The sequence below is a fragment of the Pantoea sp. PNA 14-12 genome, assembly GCF_004364735.1.
In the GTDB taxonomy this organism is placed as follows: Bacteria; Pseudomonadota; Gammaproteobacteria; order Enterobacterales; family Enterobacteriaceae; genus Pantoea; species Pantoea stewartii.
Genome location: NZ_SOAJ01000001.1, coordinates 1,215,771 through 1,229,194 on the forward strand (window position 1 = coordinate 1,215,771; position 13,424 = coordinate 1,229,194).

The following is a 13,424-nucleotide window of genomic DNA, read 5'->3' on the forward strand; positions in this document are numbered from 1 at the left end:
AAAGGTGGCATCAATGAAAATTGCATTCGACGTAGATGTAATCAAAGATCTGGGTATCACCAAAATGGTCCGTCAGGTGTCGGAATGGGGCTACAAGTACATCGAGCAGTCTCCGCATCCGGAAATTAATCCGTTCTATAAGCATCCCCGCGCAAGCCGCGAAATCATTGCGGAGTATAAGAAGGCCCTGCGCGAAACGGGCGTTGAAATTTCCTCTTTCATTTGTGTTTACCGCTGGTCTGGCCCGGATGAACTGCGCCGACAGGCGGCGGTAAAAAACTGGACACGCCTCGTTGAAATCGCCGTCGAAATGGGGGTTCAGGTTATTAATACCGAACTGGCGGGCGATCCTAATCAACCTGAAATCTGCGATGAGATGTTTTACCGCTCGATGGAAACACTGCTTCCGCTGTTCGAACGTGAAGGCATCCGTGTAGAAATACAGGCGCATCCATGGGACTTCTGCGAAGAAAGCGACGAAACCGTTAATATGGTCAGGTCATTCAGGAGTGATAACGTTAAATACGTTTACAGCGTCCCGCATACCTTTTTTTACGATAAAGGAAAAGGGGACGTAGAGAGGATGCTTCGTCATGCGGGGCACGATCTCTCTCATGTTCTCATTGCCGATACGATGAATCACACCAAACATTGCCGCTACATTGTCAATCCACCCGGTGTCGATGCGACCATTCATCAGCATGTTGGCATCGGAGAAGGCGAGGTGGATTTTGAGACGCTGTTCCGCACCCTGCGGGAAATGAAGTTTGCAGAGCAGACGTTCAAAGTGGGTGGCGAACCTGTCGTGGCCGCTTCGCTGTTCGGTTACCCGGAAAAAATGAAATATCAGGCCGTTGAGACCCGGGAGCGGATAGAACGGGAATTGCTCACGCCGTCTCGCTGAGTCATCTGCCCGGCAACATGGGGAAGGTATTTCCGCCTTCACGCCGGGCTTTTAAACGATACCTCTCTGACTGTTACTGCCTCAGTACTGACTGTCTGACCCAACGGTTTATCGCTTCTCCTTGCTCACCGCTGGCTTCAGCCATCTTCGCTGTCCATTTGTTTCTGCATTTGGCATGACATCCAGCCCTTACGGCTGTCTCTGCCTTTATCTGTCGCGAAACGCATTATGCAGAAGTCGCCACATATGATGGGCTGCCGGGGTAAAGCGCCTGTCGGAGTTCCGTAACAGGTGACACTGAGCGCTACTGGCAATCGGGTGATCGATTGGCACGGCGACAAGTGTGCCCTGGCGAATCGGGTCGGCGGCGGCGTGGGCCGTCATAAACGAGACGCCGAGCCCGGCCTGGCTGAGGTTCATGGCGGTCGAGAAGAGGTTACACCGGTAAGCCGGATGGAACTGCAGGCCCTGGCTTTTGAACATCGCGTTCATATGCCGCTGCAGGCCAAAGTTCTCTGTGAGGGCGATAAGCGGGTGAGCAGTCAACGCTTCAATGGTGATGCTGGCAAGACTGGCGACAGGATGCTGCGGCGCGACGACGGCACAAATCGGCCCCCACTTAAAACTGTGCCGCTTCAGTTCCGGTGTGCCAATCGGACCAAACGCCAGCGCCATATCCGCTTCGCCGCTGACGATATCGTTCATCATCTCCTGCATGCTGCCGACCACAATATCGACAAACACCTGCGGGTAAGACTGGGCAAATTCGCGCATAACCCCTTCGATAAACGCCGTGATCAGTCCGCCGCCAATGCGCACCGAAAGCGTTCCGCCGCGCATATGGCGCAGATCTTTAAGCTGGCTCTCCAGCTTTTCGCGCCGCATACGGCTGACAAAATAGTCCTCTGCCAGCAGGCGTCCCGCTTCGGTCAACACCACGTTACGCCCACGCCGTTCCAGCAAGGGAAGCTGTAGCGCACGCTCAAGTTGTGCGATTTGACGGCTGACGACCGACGCATTAACCCCGAGGATATCTGCCGCGCGGCGAATGCCGCCCTGGTTACCGACTTCATACAGATAGCCCACCTGTTTATCCTGGAACATCTGCCACATTTCCTCGTTACTGTTGACCTTAAGGCAACAATAACATCACTACACGGCTATTTATCAAGCTGTTTAAATAGTGATAATCAAATTAACCGTTAATTTTCGCTGGTCAGAAAAGAAAAAAAGCGAACAACATCGTACTGCACCAAAAGTGCGCCCAGAAACGGTGAGAAGTTATTTGCCTGCGCCTTTAGGCAGGCAGAGAAAAAAACACTTTTCCGAAAAGGGATATGACGTTCTCATGTTTTTTTGGGAAGGGGTTTTACTGCACTAAAAATCTTAATAAAAGAGGTTTATTTCACGGCTGGGCTATTCAGGCATGGATCCTGCTTAGTATCAGGACTTTTCCATTACAGATGTAAAGAGAGACGATATGAGCGAATCAAAAACACTGAAGCAGCCAGATAAAGAAGCGACAGAGGAGTGGAAAGTGGGGCCGGGCGCGTGGATTTCACTGATCATTGTGCTGCTGGTCTTTTCCGGCTTCTTTTTTAAAGTTGACGGTATGGCCTGGCTGGGTGCATTCGATTTTACCACGTTAGGTGGCGCGTTCGGCACCATGAAAACGCCGGAAACCAATACCTTTATCGGCAGCGGCGGCCTGAGCGCCAAAGCCGGCTTTCTCTTTGCACTCTCGCTGGTGCCCACGGTAATGCTGGCACTCGGCCTGCTGGAAATCTTCACTCATTATGGCGCGATCCGCGCGGCACATAAATTACTTACTCCGCTGTTAAAACCACTGCTCGGGATTCCGGGTTATACCGGTCTTGCGTTGATTACCGATCTGCAAAGCACCGATGCCGGCGCGGCATTAACCAAAGAGCTCTATGACAGCAAAAAAATCACCCGTAAAGATGTGGTGATTATGGGCTCGTGGCAATACTCGGGTGCCGGGTTGATTAATAACTATTTCTCTATCGGCTCGGCGATGTTCGCTTCATTAACGCTCCCCATTATTATTCCGCTGATTTTAATGTTTGTCCTTAAATTCGTCGGTGCCGCCGTGGTTCGCCTGGCATTAAATACTGTTTATAAGCGAGATTTCGACAATGAATAATCAGGCAAAAGTCTCCGGTAATCCGTTTGATATTTTCGTTATTGGTGCGCGCAAAGGGTTTAATATCGCCATTAATAATCTGATGCCAAATGTATTAATGGCCTATGTCATCGCAGAAATGCTTAATTTGCTGGGCGTGATGCAGATTATTGGGCACATTTGCGCCCCGCTGATGGGGCTTTTTGGCCTGCCGGGCGAGGCGATCACCGTACTGTTAACCGCCTGGCTCTCTTCCTCTGCGGGCACCGGCGTTGCCGTCAGCCTGCTGAGTAAAGGCCAGCTTGATATGGCCCAGATTACCATTCTCGCGCCCGCCATCTTTTTGATGGGCTCGCAACTCCAGTACATGGGGCGCCTGCTGGGCGTGGCCGATGTGCCGAAGAAGTACTGGCCGTTACTGATGGCGGTCAGCATTCTCAATGCCGTAATCGCCATGCTGATTATGCGCGTTATTGCCTGAGCACTAAGGAGTAAGACGTGTCGCGTACACTTGAGCACTTTAATTACCTGCACCAAATCCCGGAACTGGGGTTCGAAGAGTTTAAAACCTCCGCCTATATCGCGGGCGTACTGGAGGCGGCGGGCTACCGGGTCACTCGCCAGGTAAATAACACCACCGGTATTGTCGCCGTCCTGGACAGCGGTAAGCCTGGCCCGACGTTAGCGCTGCGCGCCGATATGGATGCGCTGGGCCATATCATTGACGGCCAACATGTGGCGCGTCACACCTGTGGGCACGATGGCCACTCCACCGTCGTACTGACCACCGCCCAGGAGGTGATGGCTGAAGGATTGGTGAAAAAGGGCCGGTTAAAATTCATCTTCCAGCCTGCGGAAGAGCTGGGCACCGGGGCGATTGCCCTGACCGAAGGCGGCGTGCTTGATGATGTCGACATGTTGCTCGGCTTCCACCTGCGCCCGCTGGAGGAGTGCCCGATGGGCCAGGCCGTGCCGGCGATGTACTACTCAGCGTCCGCTACCGTGGAAGTGATGTTCCACGGCAAAGCGGCGCACGCCGCGCGGCCACATTTGGGCGTCAATGCGCTGGATGCCGCTGCGCACGCGGTGCAGGCGGTGAACGGCATTCATCTTGCTCCGTCGCTGACATGGAGCGCAAAAGCGACGCGGTTTCTCTGTGATGCGGGCGTGACTAACTCGATCCCTGATAAAGCGCAGGTGTGCTGGGATCTGCGTGCGGCAGAGAACGAAGCGATGGCTACCCTCAAACCACAGGTGGTACGCGCGATTGAGAGCAGCGCCGCCGCCTATGGCGCACGCGCAGAGATCCGCATTCTGAAAGAGATGCCCGCCGCCATTATCCATGACGAGGCCACAGACGTGATCGCACGCGGTATTCGCAGCGTATTTGGCGAAACCGGCCTCACTGCGCCGAAGTCGACACCCGGCAGTGAAGACTTCTTTCACTATCTGCGTCTTCGTCCACAGATTAAAGGCGGCTTCTGGGGACTGGGGGCTAACCTGACGCCCGGTCTGCATCATCCGGAGATGCATTTTGACCGTGACGCGCTGGCGCTTGGGGTGAAAGTGTTTAAAGCCTGCGTGCAGGATGTGCTTGGCTGATTATCAGTCAGCAACAGCGACGTGCCGCGCTCGCCGTACGTCGACGTCGGAATCGCAAATGATCCCCTCAACGTGTAGCAGCGATCTGCACGGGATAAAGGGACAAACCTCCGGCGTCGACTATGTTCGGCGCGGGGACTGTTTCCCCTGGCTTTAACAACGTATGGCGCGCCATATCGCTGACATGCGCGCAGACCGTCAGCAAACCCTGTTATCAAGGAACTCGTCTGGGCGTATACGGTATGAATGCTGAAGCCTCTGTTACATCATATTTATGGCGAGACTTAATGAATAACCCATCAGAAGTGAAGTTTATTGATTTCGCTTTGTGTGCGGGATGGTATGGTAAGCACAAATATAAATCAGGAGGAAGAGGTGCATGCGTGCAGTCGAATTATTACAGTACGGCCTGAAACCAGGCACTGGACGAGACTTTCATAAAATCATGGTCGAGAAAAGCGCGCCTTTACATCGTGAAGCGGGAATCGACATCATTGCTTTTGGCAACTCTGCACATGATGTCGATGCTTACTACCTCATCCGGGCTTTCGATAATATGGCGCATATGGAAGCCTCTCAGGCCGCGTTTTACCTGAGCGATGAATGGAAGCGTGGCCCACGAGAAGCCATCATTGAACGTATTCAGACCTGTGTCAAATCTGTATTGATGCTCTCTGAGACAGCAATAAATGCTTTGAGAAACTGACATATTTCGCCCAGCCGTGAGCTTCTTTGCCATTTCTTAAAATTGTAATTAAGTGGCAGACATTTATCAGGTACTACTGTCAGCGTTGGCTTACTCATATCATTATCTTCCCAGACCTGCTTCATCATATTTATTACGCAAGTTCACCTGGCGATCACCGTTACGATAAGTACACATCCTGGTGCGTTCTCATTCGTCTGCGCACAGGTTAATTAGCAGCTCACCCTGCTAATATTTACGTTCCGCTGAGGCCTGCCACTGCTCACGCGTCATCGCATAACACAGGCTTGGCGGGGCATTTTCGACGTCATAAATCTCTTTGATGTAGCGCAACCCGCTTTTCTCCAGCACGTGAATTGACGCCTGATGATGACGTCGTACCGAGGCGGTCACGGACGCCAGCCCCAGCTTGTTGAAGCCGTAATCCAGGGCAAAACGTGACAGCTCAGTAGCATAACCTTTACCCCATGCCTGGGTGTCAAAGCGATAGCCGAGATTATTGGTCAACTCACCGGCAAACTTACGTACGCTCAACCCACCAAAGCCAATCAGCGTATCGGGCGCATCTCGCGTCGATATCGCCCAGCTTTCAAACCCGTACCGTTCAAAAGCGGCCAGCCTCTCGGCCAGCTTCTGCTGCGCGAACGCCAGGCTCGGATACGGGCCCGCCGGGTTAAACGTGTTGGTCGCAGGATCGCCATAAATACGGAACAGATCCTTGTCGTCGGAAGGGCGCATAGCTCTGAGCAACAAACGTGCTGACTGCAGAAACATTATAAACCTCACTGTTATGTCGTTATCCACGCTCACTATTAATAGCCTTTTTACAGAATCAGGAGAAGCAATGGTGATACAACAACTGCGCATTGCGCGCCCGGTCAGTGACCTGACCGCGAGCGCAGACCTGTACTGCACAGGCCTTGGGTTGCATAAACTGGGGGAATTCAGGGACCATGATGGATTCAGCGGCATTATGCTGGGTGATAAGACCTTGCCCTGGCATCTGGAGTTTACGTTTTGTCAGCATCATCCTGTCCAGCCCGTGACCACGGTTGACGATCTGCTGGTGCTGTATCTGCCGGACGCGGCGTGCTGGCAGCAACGTTGTCAGGCAATGACGCGTGCCGGGTTTACTGAAGTGACGTCTTTTAACCCGTACTGGGCAAAAAACGGCGCAACCTTTCAGGACAGGGACGGCTATCGGATCGTTATCCAGCATGCCGCATGGCAGGCCTGACGGCATAAGTAATAAGCAGGCGCTACCACACGGGCTGGTGGGTTGGCGTGCGGCTCTCTCTTACAGAGGAGACGTTTGAATCTGGCGTCGCCCATGGCATGATGAAAACCTGTTTTTACGCCGAGCCCACACATGATCGCCATTGCCTGTTTACATACTGCGGCCAGCAATATTCGCATCTTTGACGATGCAGCGAGCCAGTTGCCGTCGGGAGATCTGCAACTGAGTCATCTGGTGATGCCGCACCTGCTGGCGGAGGCCGAAGCCAGTGGCGGACTGACGCCTGAACTTCATGCACGGATCGGCGCGTTGCTGGTGAGTCTGCAACCCCATTTTGACGCCATTCTGATGACCTGTTCCACGCTCGGACCGGTGGCTGAAAGCTTTACAAACGCATCTTCGCCATGCGTGGTCTGGCGCACAGACAGCATGCTGGCAGAGGCGGTCCGCGAAAATCCCAGGCAAACGGTCGTGCTTTGTGCGGCTGAATCCACGCTGGGCGCCACGCGGGCACTGTTTCACGGTGCCAACGGGCGGGCAGAGGTCGTTCTGATTCCGGGAGCCTGGCAGAAGTTTAAAGCGGGGGATCAGACCGGCTATCTTGCCTGTGTAACAGAAGCGGTTGAAGCGGCCTGGCAGCAGGGCGCGGAGCAGGTTGTGCTGGCGCAGACGTCAATGGCACCGGCGGCGGCGCATTTCGCATCAACACGTCAGCCCCTGACCGGCCCGCATCTGGCGCTACAGCGTTGTCTTCAACACTATCAGTAAGGCCGCACGCCGTGCGGCCATAACGGTTTACTCGTCCGGCGTCAGTGTTCCTTTTGCGCCGTGAGGTTCAGAACGCAGATACTGCGGCGGCGCTTTCACCGTTGCATCGAATGCGGCAGCGGCGTGCCATGGCCAGCGTGGGTTATAGAGCATACCGCGTGCCAGCGCGACCAGATCCGCTTCCCCCTGCTGCAAAATATCTTCGGCTTGCTGCGGCTCGGTAATTAAGCCTACCGCAATCACCGGGATACCGATTTGCTGACGAATATCCCGCGCGAAAGGGACCTGATAGTTCGGGCCGACGCTGATCTGCTGCTGTTCTGACAGGCCCCCACTGGAAACGTGGATATAGGCGCAGTTCAGCGCTTCCAGCTGTTGCGAAAAGGCAATGGACTGGCTTACATCCCAGCCGCCCTCAACCCAGTCGCTGGCAGAAATACGCACGCCCACCGGAATGGCGGCCGGGACGGCCTCACGTACTGCTTTAAAGACCTCAAGCGGATAACGCATTCGGTTCTCCAGTGAGCCGCCGTATTCATCATCGCGGGTATTGGAAAGCGGCGACAGAAACTGGTGCAGCAGATAGCCGTGCGCGGCATGCACCTCAATGAGTTCAAGGCCAAGACGAACGGCCCGCTTTGCCGTAGCGACAAACGCCTCTTTGACACGCGCCAGCGCGCTGGCGTCCATTGCCCTGGGCGGATGATCGCCTTCACTGAACGGCAGGGCGGAAGGGGCCACGGTTTGCCAGCCACCGTTCTGAGGCGAGATGTGTTCGCCGCCTTCCCACGGCACGTCGCAGGATGCTTTGCGCCCGGCATGACCCAACTGAATACCAATCGGCATATCGGAATAGCGACGGATGTCAGCTAATACCGCCGCCAGTGCGGCTTCGGTGTCATCATTCCATAACCCCAGGTCGCCGTAGGTGATACGACCAATATCTTCTACCGCGGTCGCTTCAATGATTAACAGTCCAGCCCCTGAAAAGGCGAGCTGCCCCAGATGGATACGATGCCAGGCGGTTGCGCAACCCTCTTCAGCGGAATACTGACACATTGGCGCAATAACAATTCTGTTATCGAGCGTTAATTCACCGAGTGAAAAAGTGGAAAACAGCGTGCTCATAAAAACCTCATGTCTGAGAATCAATACGTTGAAAAACTATAGTGGCTGAATGCAAAACAGGGGCGACAGGCGGCAAAACAATTTATCCCTTAACTGATATTAGTTACATCATACAATTAAGTCTCTGATTTACACCGCACGATGAGACACCGGAGAAATGTTTAAAAATGCAGACTATGCAGGCGTAAGCAGCAGGAAAAGGATCAAAAAACCCTGCTGTTATCATCCGGATAATCAGCAGGGTTCGGAAGGGCTAAAAACGCGTTGCGAAGATGGAGATGTCACTAGTGTGCTCTCTGCAATGCCTTCTCATCCAGCGCATACAGGGTCGCGGTCGCTTCCAGAATATGCTGCTGGTCATTACCGGGTTTGTGAGAATCAACCTGGGTAATGTGGTAACCCACAGCACCGGCCTCGGTGGCTTTGCGCAGCAGCGCATCAGTCACTTCCTGCATTGAGGTCGCCCAGGTCACCGTCGTTACGCCCATCGGGGTGATGGCATTTTTTTCTTCCTGAGATAAGCCGCTACGGATAAACACAGGGCTGACTGTCTGAGGAGAGAAGATAGACAAAAGATCCTGAACAAGTGCTTTCATTTTAATGCTCCTGAATATCGGAATGTATCGCTATCACGGGCAAACGACGCGACAATGATCGTTACGGGTTTGCTATGTGCTTACGTTTTATTGCCGTGTTAAATACTGTCGGCAGAAGTTATCAAATACCTTTTCAAGTATATGAATTTGGCTTTTCTTGCTAATCAGATGCTTATGAAAGCTTCCGCCACACTTGAGCTGAAATTTGGCAGGATTTTTGTGTCTGCTTACAGGTTGTGAAATTAAGACACAAAATCCCAACGTCAAATTAACAAACAAAGTCGGCACGCCCTGGCATTAACGTTGGGTCATCCGTGTGCTCACTTACAGAGCTTTACACAGCACGCTTTCTGCAGCAGGTTTTTTAAAGTGATGCCTCAATGCATTGATATAAAAGATTTTTATCCGTTACGCTGAAAGCGATGGCCAGACAGGGGGAAGCAGGAGGGGGATTTTCTTCATAAAACTGTCACACGTCGCCGTAATACTGCGCAGCCATCAAAGTTACAAACAGACATTGTTTGACATGGGTTGAAACCTGGCTTGTCTGTCAGGGGCTTGCCGCAATGATAGGGAGAGTTTTATGTCACGCAAACCACGTCTTTACCGTACCGCTGCCGCGTTTTCTCTGGGTAAACTCAGTCTGCTTATGCTGGCAATGGGCGGTATGACCGCCAGCTCCGCCGTGCTGGCGGCAGAAGTGAAAGCCAAAAATGTGATTATCATGATTAATGACGGGGCAGGCTGGGGCACCTGGGATGCAACAGCCTACTGGCAGTATGGCAGCCGTGAAAGTACGCCGTATGCTGCGTTTCCGGCAAAATATGCCATGACAACCTATCCCCTGAATGCCTCAAAAAAAGCCACGCACAATAATGCCTCTCTGGTTAATTACGATCCGCAGAAAGCCTGGGATACAACCCGAACAGATAACAAGGATCTGCCGTTCAGGGGTTACGACTATCTGACGGTGAATCCAACGGACAGCGCCGCCGCCGGCACAGCGCTGGCGTCAGGAATTAAAACCTATAACAATGCCATCAACGTCGATAACAACGGACAACCGGTTGATTTTGTCACACTAACGGCGAAAGCCATGGGCAAAGCGACAGGCGTCGTCACCAGCGTGCCGTTCTCCCACGCCACGCCCGCCGCCTTTGGCGCACAAAACGCGTCGCGTAACGATTATCACGCGATTGCGAAACAAATGCTGACGTCAGGGAAACTGGATCTGATTATGGGAACCGGTTTGCCGGGCTTTAACGCCAACGGCACCGACTGTCAGCATCTGGCTTCAAACGAAACCACCGTGGGGTGCGGAGAAGATGCGCACCGTTACCTGTCTGAAGCTGACTGGACATTGCTCAATGCTGGCAAGCTGGCCCCTGCGGGTGGTCAGCCGTGGAAAGTGGTGCGCAGTACTGAGGCGTTTGCCCGCCTCGCCAGTGGCGCGCTGGTGCATAGCGGCCCGTTACTGGGATCGCCGAACGTTGCCCCCAACGGCACGTTGCAGCAGGGCCGTCAGGCCGCCATTGTTGGTAAAGATGCGGCGAATCCGTCCGGGGATGCGTTTATTGCCACGGTACCGACCCTGAATACGATGACCCGGGGAGCCATTCAGCACCTGAGTAAAAACCCCGACGGCTTTTTTATGATGGTCGAAGGCGGTGCGACTGACTGGTCCGCGCATACCAGCAATGCCTGTAGCGAAAAAGGCGACTGGGGGAATTCCTACAACCCCAACTGCGTCGGCGTGGAATATGGTCGCCTGATTGAAGAAAGTGCAGACTTCAACAACGCTGTTGCCTCCGTGATTGAATGGGTAGAGAAAAACAGTAACTGGAACGAGACGTTATTGATCGTGACGACCGATCACGACAACGGCATGCCAATGGGACCCGATGCGCAGAACATCCCTTTCCAGGCCGTCATTAATAAAGGGAAAGGCATGATGCCCGGCATCTCATTCCGTCCAACCGGCAACCATTCCAACGCGCTTGTGCCGCTGTGGGCAAAAGGCGTTGGGGCCGATGCCTTTGCGGAGCGCGTGCGTGGCAACGATGCGGGCTATGCTAAGCATGTAGGCTACAACCAGGGCGACTATATTGATAACACCGACGTTTTTACCGTTGTGAAGGCGGTGCTTGAAGGCAGGGCGGTCGAAAAAGTGACGCCCGACCACGTAAGTAAATCATGATGTGACGTTGTCACCATGAGCGGGATTTTCGGTCCCGTGGCTTTTACCTCTTGCCCGTTGCCGGTCGGCCTGTGCTGATCGGCAGTGCGGTTATATGCCAGACCTGACCGCCACCTTCCACACTCAACAAATTTTTTTAACGAGCCAGCAATATTTTGCGGGCTCATTCGTCTACCTCATCATGTTAATCACTGCTGAGGTCATACAACTATGAGAAATGTCGATAATCACCCGTTTCACCCTTCTCGCGGCATGGGCAGGCACCGCCTGCCAAAGGCGTTCATTGTCGGGGGCGTGTTAATTGTCGTGCTGTGTCTGCTGGTCATGACACTATGGAATGCCATACTGCCTGCCATCACAGGCGTTAAAACAATTGGTTTCTGGCAGGCCGCCGGACTGCTGCTGCTGTGCCGGATTCTGTTTGGCGGCCTGGGGATCAGACCGGGGATGTTTGGCAAGGCGCGGCGGCGCATGCATGAGCGCTGGATGCAGATGACACCGGAAGAACGGGATGAATTTATGAAGCAACGGCGTGAAGGGTTCGGCCATCGTGCTCACCACCGTCGGGACAGATGCCGGGAAGAGCAGCCACCGTCTGCGGACACTCACTCTGACACCCGGACAGAGTAATGACGATGAAGGCCAGCGCATTACAAGCCGCATCACTGGTAAAAGCGCTTGAACGCTGCAAAACAAAACTCCACGCTTTTATCCGGGGTCGCATCGCCGTTCGCGATGAGGCTGAGGATATATTGCAGGAAGTGACCTGTCAGCTGATCGGGGTAGAACAACCTGTAGAGAATATCTCGGCGTGGTTGTTTCGGGCGGCGCGTAATGAAATGACTGACCGGGCGCGTAAGAAACGAGAACTGCCGCTTTTTCCTTATGAGCAGGATGATGAGGAGGAGGCGGTAGACGTCGAACTGGCGGAAACCCTGTTTGGCACGCCGCAAACGCCCGAAGACGATTATCTCAGGGGGCTGCTTTGGGAAGCCCTGGAAGCGGCACTGTCTGAACTGCCGCCAGCGCAGTTTGAGGTGTTCGATAAAACAGAACTGCAGGGCATAAGTTACAAAGCACTGTCTCACGCCACCGGCGTAAGCGTTCAGACTCTGTTGTCGCGCAAGCACAAAGCTGTGCTGTATCTGCGTATGCGCCTGCGTGCCGTTTATGACGATCTGACAGACGACAACTAAAAAAGGCGGCCAGTGGCCGCCAACACGAACACAGCAGTGGCAAATGATGAAGCTGTCAGCCTTTAACGCCACCGGCGGTCAGGCCATTAACCAGCCAGCGTTGCGCCAGCAAAAACACCAGGGTAATCGGAATGGCAGAGAGCACGGCAGCGGCAGCAAAATCCCCCCACAGATAATTTTGCGGATTGAGGTACTGCTGCATCCCGACGGCCAGCGTATAGCTGTTCACGTCGCGCAGCAGTAAAGACGCTACCGGCACTTCCGTCACGGCGGCAATAAAAGCCAGAATAAACACGACGGCTAAAATGGGCACGGACAGCGGCAGCAGCACCAGACGAAATGCCTGCCACGGCGTGGCACCGTCAAGGGCAGCGGCCTCCTCCAGCGAGCGGTCAATCGTTTCGAAATAGCCCTTAATTGTCCAGACATGCAGCGCAATACCGCCCAGATAGGCGAAAATCACACCGCCGTGAGTATTCAGGCCGATAAACGGCACGTATTGTCCAATGCGATCAAACAGGGCATAGAGCGCCACCAGGGACAGTACCGCCGGGAACATCTGAAAAATCAGCATGCCTTTCAACAGGCTGGCGCGGCCTTTAAAGCGCATACGAGCAAAGGCATAGGCGCAGGTGGTCGACAGCGCCACAATGCCGAGTGCGCTGATCGCGGCAATTTTCACGGAGTTCCAGAGCCACAACAGCACCGGAAAGGGCGGCGGCGTAACGGAACCGTCGGCGTGCTGGACGCTGAACCCCAGCGCCAGCCGCCAGTGCTCCCAGGAGATCTGATCGGGGATCAGGCTGCCGGTGGCAAAGTTACCGGCGCGCAGCGAGATGGCCACGACCATCAGCAGCGGAAAGACGATTGCCGCGATAAACGTCAGCAGCAGCAGATGCGTCAGAAGCAGACGCAACCGTTGCGATTTGGGTTGCACCATAGCCATA

Annotated in this window: 15 protein-coding genes; 10 read left to right on the top strand and 5 right to left on the bottom strand. The window is 54.1% G+C overall.

The window, feature by feature from the left end; genetic code table 11:
* Window positions 1–13 precede the first annotated feature (13 nt).
* Entirely contained in the window at window positions 14–904 is an 891-nt protein-coding gene (locus C7434_RS05805; RefSeq protein WP_058701914.1) for a sugar phosphate isomerase/epimerase, read from the top strand.
* 207 nt (window positions 905–1,111) lie between these two features.
* On the opposite strand, the gene C7434_RS05810 is transcribed toward C7434_RS05805, so the two are convergent.
* Window positions 1,112–2,008 (bottom strand): LysR family transcriptional regulator, encoded by an 897-nt coding sequence (locus C7434_RS05810; RefSeq protein WP_033742190.1) that lies wholly within the window; start codon window positions 2,006–2,008, stop codon window positions 1,112–1,114.
* Window positions 2,009–2,384: 376 nt separating this feature from the next.
* On the opposite strand from C7434_RS05810, the gene C7434_RS05815 reads away from it, so the two are divergent.
* The 4 genes from C7434_RS05815 (at window position 2,385) to C7434_RS05830 (ending at window position 5,355) form a co-directional block, all read left to right on the top strand.
* Window positions 2,385–3,068 (top strand): nucleoside recognition domain-containing protein, encoded by a 684-nt coding sequence (locus tag C7434_RS05815; protein WP_033741636.1) that lies wholly within the window; start codon window positions 2,385–2,387, stop codon window positions 3,066–3,068.
* Window positions 3,061–3,528 (top strand): YjiG family protein, encoded by a 468-nt coding sequence (locus C7434_RS05820; protein ID WP_033741638.1) that lies wholly within the window; start codon window positions 3,061–3,063, stop codon window positions 3,526–3,528. Before C7434_RS05815 ends, C7434_RS05820 begins: the two co-directional genes overlap by 8 nt.
* Window positions 3,529–3,545: 17 nt before the next feature.
* Window positions 3,546–4,649 carry a M20 peptidase aminoacylase family protein gene (locus C7434_RS05825; RefSeq protein ID WP_033741640.1) on the top strand — a complete coding sequence of 368 codons (1,104 nt, stop codon included), beginning with the start codon at window positions 3,546–3,548 and terminating at the stop codon, window positions 4,647–4,649.
* A gap of 379 nt (window positions 4,650–5,028) precedes the next feature.
* Window positions 5,029–5,355, top strand: a complete 327-nt coding sequence (locus tag C7434_RS05830) for an NIPSNAP family protein (RefSeq protein WP_033741642.1) — start codon at window positions 5,029–5,031, stop codon at window positions 5,353–5,355.
* 228 nt (window positions 5,356–5,583) lie between these two features.
* Here C7434_RS05830 and C7434_RS05835 read toward each other — a convergent pair whose 3' ends face one another.
* Window positions 5,584–6,129 (bottom strand): GNAT family N-acetyltransferase, encoded by a 546-nt coding sequence (locus tag C7434_RS05835; RefSeq protein WP_033741644.1) that lies wholly within the window; start codon window positions 6,127–6,129, stop codon window positions 5,584–5,586.
* A 70-nt stretch (window positions 6,130–6,199) separates the two neighbouring features.
* On the opposite strand from C7434_RS05835, the gene C7434_RS05840 reads away from it, so the two are divergent.
* Both C7434_RS05840 and C7434_RS05845 read left to right on the top strand, forming a co-directional pair.
* Entirely contained in the window at window positions 6,200–6,592 is a 393-nt protein-coding gene (locus C7434_RS05840; RefSeq protein ID WP_033741645.1) for a VOC family protein, read from the top strand.
* 132 nt (window positions 6,593–6,724) lie between these two features.
* Window positions 6,725–7,360 carry an aspartate/glutamate racemase family protein gene (locus C7434_RS05845; protein ID WP_050504981.1) on the top strand — a complete coding sequence of 212 codons (636 nt, stop codon included), beginning with the start codon at window positions 6,725–6,727 and terminating at the stop codon, window positions 7,358–7,360.
* Between the two features lie 27 nt (window positions 7,361–7,387).
* Here C7434_RS05845 and C7434_RS05850 read toward each other — a convergent pair whose 3' ends face one another.
* Together C7434_RS05850 and C7434_RS05855 are read right to left on the bottom strand one after the other, a co-directional pair.
* Window positions 7,388–8,488, bottom strand: a complete 1,101-nt coding sequence (locus C7434_RS05850; RefSeq protein WP_033741647.1) for an NADH:flavin oxidoreductase/NADH oxidase — start codon at window positions 8,486–8,488, stop codon at window positions 7,388–7,390.
* 284 nt (window positions 8,489–8,772) lie between these two features.
* A complete protein-coding gene (locus tag C7434_RS05855; RefSeq protein ID WP_033741649.1) occupies window positions 8,773–9,084 on the bottom strand; it encodes a DUF1471 domain-containing protein in 312 nt (103 codons plus the stop codon).
* A 583-nt stretch (window positions 9,085–9,667) separates the two neighbouring features.
* Between C7434_RS05855 and C7434_RS05860 the strand changes: the two genes are divergently transcribed.
* The 3 genes from C7434_RS05860 to C7434_RS05870 all read left to right on the top strand — a co-directional run bounded on the left by C7434_RS05860 (window position 9,668) and on the right by C7434_RS05870 (window position 12,477).
* Window positions 9,668–11,281: an alkaline phosphatase gene (locus C7434_RS05860; protein WP_033741651.1), complete on the top strand. Its 1,614-nt coding sequence runs from the start codon at window positions 9,668–9,670 to the stop codon at window positions 11,279–11,281.
* 210 nt (window positions 11,282–11,491) lie between these two features.
* The gene (locus tag C7434_RS05865) at window positions 11,492–11,911 is read left to right on the top strand and encodes a hypothetical protein (protein WP_033741652.1); all 420 of its coding nucleotides are present in this window, start codon (window positions 11,492–11,494) and stop codon (window positions 11,909–11,911) included.
* 5 nt (window positions 11,912–11,916) lie between these two features.
* Complete coding sequence (locus C7434_RS05870) at window positions 11,917–12,477, top strand: RNA polymerase sigma factor (protein WP_033742194.1); 561 nt, start codon at window positions 11,917–11,919, stop codon at window positions 12,475–12,477.
* Between the two features lie 55 nt (window positions 12,478–12,532).
* Here the strand turns inward: C7434_RS05870 and malG are convergent, their stop codons facing one another.
* Window positions 12,533–13,423, bottom strand: coding sequence for a maltose ABC transporter permease MalG (gene malG, locus C7434_RS05875; RefSeq protein ID WP_033741654.1), 891 nt, complete (start codon window positions 13,421–13,423; stop codon window positions 12,533–12,535).
* Window position 13,424: the final 1 nt, after the last annotated feature.

Excerpts from the sequence above, each read along its gene's own strand:
- C7434_RS05805 (WP_058701914.1), top strand. The coding sequence starts at position 14 with ATGAAAATTGCATTCGACGTAGATGTAATCAAAGATCTGGGTATCACC.
- C7434_RS05810 (WP_033742190.1), bottom strand. The coding sequence starts at position 2,008 with ATGTTCCAGGATAAACAGGTGGGCTATCTGTATGAAGTCGGTAACCAG.
- C7434_RS05815 (WP_033741636.1), top strand. The coding sequence starts at position 2,385 with ATGAGCGAATCAAAAACACTGAAGCAGCCAGATAAAGAAGCGACAGAG.
- C7434_RS05820 (WP_033741638.1), top strand. The coding sequence starts at position 3,061 with ATGAATAATCAGGCAAAAGTCTCCGGTAATCCGTTTGATATTTTCGTT.
- C7434_RS05830 (WP_033741642.1), top strand. The coding sequence starts at position 5,029 with ATGCGTGCAGTCGAATTATTACAGTACGGCCTGAAACCAGGCACTGGA.
- C7434_RS05835 (WP_033741644.1), bottom strand. The coding sequence starts at position 6,129 with ATGTTTCTGCAGTCAGCACGTTTGTTGCTCAGAGCTATGCGCCCTTCC.
- C7434_RS05840 (WP_033741645.1), top strand. The coding sequence starts at position 6,200 with ATGGTGATACAACAACTGCGCATTGCGCGCCCGGTCAGTGACCTGACC.
- C7434_RS05845 (WP_050504981.1), top strand. The coding sequence starts at position 6,725 with ATGATCGCCATTGCCTGTTTACATACTGCGGCCAGCAATATTCGCATC.
- C7434_RS05850 (WP_033741647.1), bottom strand. The coding sequence starts at position 8,488 with ATGAGCACGCTGTTTTCCACTTTTTCACTCGGTGAATTAACGCTCGAT.
- C7434_RS05855 (WP_033741649.1), bottom strand. The coding sequence starts at position 9,084 with ATGAAAGCACTTGTTCAGGATCTTTTGTCTATCTTCTCTCCTCAGACA.
- C7434_RS05860 (WP_033741651.1), top strand. The coding sequence starts at position 9,668 with ATGTCACGCAAACCACGTCTTTACCGTACCGCTGCCGCGTTTTCTCTG.
- C7434_RS05865 (WP_033741652.1), top strand. The coding sequence starts at position 11,492 with ATGAGAAATGTCGATAATCACCCGTTTCACCCTTCTCGCGGCATGGGC.
- C7434_RS05870 (WP_033742194.1), top strand. The coding sequence starts at position 11,917 with ATGAAGGCCAGCGCATTACAAGCCGCATCACTGGTAAAAGCGCTTGAA.
- malG (WP_033741654.1), bottom strand. The coding sequence starts at position 13,423 with ATGGCTATGGTGCAACCCAAATCGCAACGGTTGCGTCTGCTTCTGACG.